This is a genomic window from Nonomuraea sp. NPDC049141, from assembly GCF_040648415.1.
Classification (GTDB): Bacteria; Actinomycetota; Actinomycetes; order Streptosporangiales; family Streptosporangiaceae; genus Nonomuraea.
The window spans coordinates 1-2,493 of record NZ_JBEZDR010000124.1 but is presented as its reverse complement, the minus strand read 5'-3'; the positions used below and the strand labels follow the sequence as shown (position 1 = coordinate 2,493).

2 protein-coding genes are annotated in these 2,493 nt (G+C 70.7%); one reads left to right on the top strand and one right to left on the bottom strand.

Annotated elements, in window-relative coordinates; translation table 11 throughout:
• Positions 1–84 precede the first annotated feature (84 nt).
• On the bottom strand, positions 85–1,248 hold the full coding sequence (locus tag AB0B91_RS65010) for an acyl-CoA dehydrogenase family protein (RefSeq protein WP_089001931.1): 1,164 nt from the start codon (positions 1,246–1,248) through the stop codon (positions 85–87).
• Positions 1,249–1,526: 278 nt separating this feature from the next.
• Here AB0B91_RS65010 and AB0B91_RS65005 point away from each other — a divergent pair.
• Positions 1,527–2,493, top strand: a 967-nt coding sequence (locus AB0B91_RS65005) for a nucleotide sugar dehydrogenase (protein WP_358343000.1), incomplete at its 3' end; no start/stop codon positions are given.

The following is a 2,493-nucleotide window of genomic DNA, read 5'->3' as shown; positions in this document are numbered from 1 at the left end:
GGCAACCGGCCGGAAGAGGACACCACGACCGAGATCCGGTGAGGATGCGGGGCGGGCCGGACGACCGGCCCGCCCGCCGACCGGTCAGCCCTTCAGGAGCTGGCGGGCCATCACGATGCGCTGCACCTGGTTGGTGCCCTCGTAGATCTGGGTGATCTTGGCGTCCCGCATCATCCGCTCGACCGGGTAGTCCCGGGTGTAGCCGTAGCCGCCGAGCAGCTGCACCGCGTCGGTGGTGATCTCCATGGCCGCGTCCGAGGCGAAGCACTTGGCCGCCGCGCCGAAGTAGGTCAGGTCGGCGTCGCCCCGCTCGGACTTGCCGGCCGCCGTGTACGTGAGCTGCCGGGCCGCCTCCAGCTTCATGCCCATGTCGGCGAGCATGAACTGCACGCCCTGGAACTCGGCGACCGCCTTGCCGAACTGCTTGCGCTCCTGGACGTACCCCTTGGCGTAGTCGAGCGCGCCCTGGGCGATGCCGACGGCCTGCGCGGCGATGGTGACCCGGGTGTGGTCCAGGGTCTTCATCGCGGTGCCGAAGCCGGTGCCCTCGGCGCCGATCATGCGGTCCGCGGGGATCCGGACGTTGTCCAGGTAGACCTCGCGGGTCGGCGAGCCCTTGACGCCGAGCTTCTTCTCCGGGGCGCCGAAGCTGACCCCCGGGTCGGACTTCTCGACCACGAAGGCGGAGATGCCCCGGGACCGGGCCGCCGGGTCGGTCACCGCGAAGACCGTGTAGAACTCGGAGACCCCGGCGTTGGTGATCCAGCGCTTCACGCCGTTGAGCACCCAGTGATCGCCGTCACGCACCGCGCGGGTGGTCATCGACGCCGCGTCGCTGCCGGCCTCCGGCTCGGAGAGGCAGTACGAGAACATCGCGTCGCCCGCCGCGACCGGGGTCAGGTACTTCCGCTTCAGCTCCTCGGAGCCGGCCAGCAGCAGCGGCATCGTGCCGAGCTTGTTGACCGCCGGGATCAGCGAGGACGAGGCGCAGGCGCGCGCCACCTCCTCGATCACGATGGCCGTGGCCAGGGCGTCCGCGCCCGCGCCGCCGTACTCGACGGGGATGTGTGGAGCGTGGAAGTCGGCGGCCCGCAGGGCGTCGTAGGACGCCTTCGGGAACTCGCCGGTCTCGTCGGCCTCGGCGGCGTGCGGCGCCACCTTGGCCGCACAGACCTCACGGACCGCCTCCCGGATCGCCTCGTGTTCCTCGGGCAACCGGTAGACGTCGAACGACTGCTCTGCGGCCATGTCGGCCCCTCCCCTTCACCGCTATCATGCGCAGTCTGTAGCGTCTCCTGACCGCCGACGGCGCAGACTGAAGGATAGCGACAGAGTTCAGGTGATGTTACCGCCGCGTAGCCTCGAACGTGGCAGAGCGCCGAAGCCGCCCGGCGACGATGGAACCGACAGACGTTAGAGTCCCTCCGGTGCCCGCCCAGGCGCCGCAGCAGAACGCGACGCGACACGCGACGCCAGCGCGAGCGGAGAAGACAGGCGTGACGATCCCGTACCCCAACACCCAGCCGATGCCCGCCATCGCCGCGGTGACGCCCCCCTCCGGTGCGCAGCGACCGCGGGTGACCTTCCTGGGCACCGGCTACCTCGGTGCGACCTACGCCATCTGCTACGCCGAGCTCGGCTACGAGGTGCTCGGCTTCGACGTCGACGCCGACAAGATCGCCATGCTGAACGCCGGCGAGGTGCCGATCCACGAGCCCGGCCTCGACGAGCTGCTCAAGCGCAACCTGGGCGCCGGGCGGCTGCGGTTCAGCACGGACATCGCCGAGGTCGCCGAGTTCGGTGACGTGCACTTCATCTGCGTCGGCACGCCGCAGCGCGCCGACGGGATGGGCGCCGACCTGTCGTACGTCGAGGCGTCGGTCACCAGCCTGGCCCAGCACCTGACCCGCAAGGCGCTCATCGTCGGCAAGTCGACCGTGCCGGTCGGCACCGCCGAGTGGGTGGAGCAGCTGGTCAGCAAGCACACCCCCACCGATCTGGGGGTCGAGGTGGCGTGGAGCCCGGAGTTCCTCCAGGAGGGCTTCGCCGTCGACGACGTGCTGCGGCCCAACCGGATCGTCGTCGGCGTCAAGAGCGAGTGGGCCAACGGCATGCTCTACGCCGCCCACAAGGGCGTCTTCGACCTGGCCGCCACCGAGGACCGCGAGGTGCCCCTCGTGGTCACCGACTTCGCCACCGCCGAGCTGGTCAAGGTCGCCGCGAACGCCTTCCTCGCCACCAAGATCTCCTTCATCAACGCGATGGCCGAGGTCTGCGAGGCCTCCGGCGGCGACGTCACCCACCTCGCCCGGGCCATCGGCTTCGACCCGCGCATCGGCAACCGGTTCCTCCAGGCCGGGCTCGGCTTCGGGGGCGCCTGCCTGCCCAAGGACATCCGGGCGTTCCAGGCCCGCGCCCAGGAGCTGGGCGCCGGGGAGGCGCTGCGCTTCCTGCACGAGGTCGACCTGATCAACCTGCGCCGCCGGACCCGGG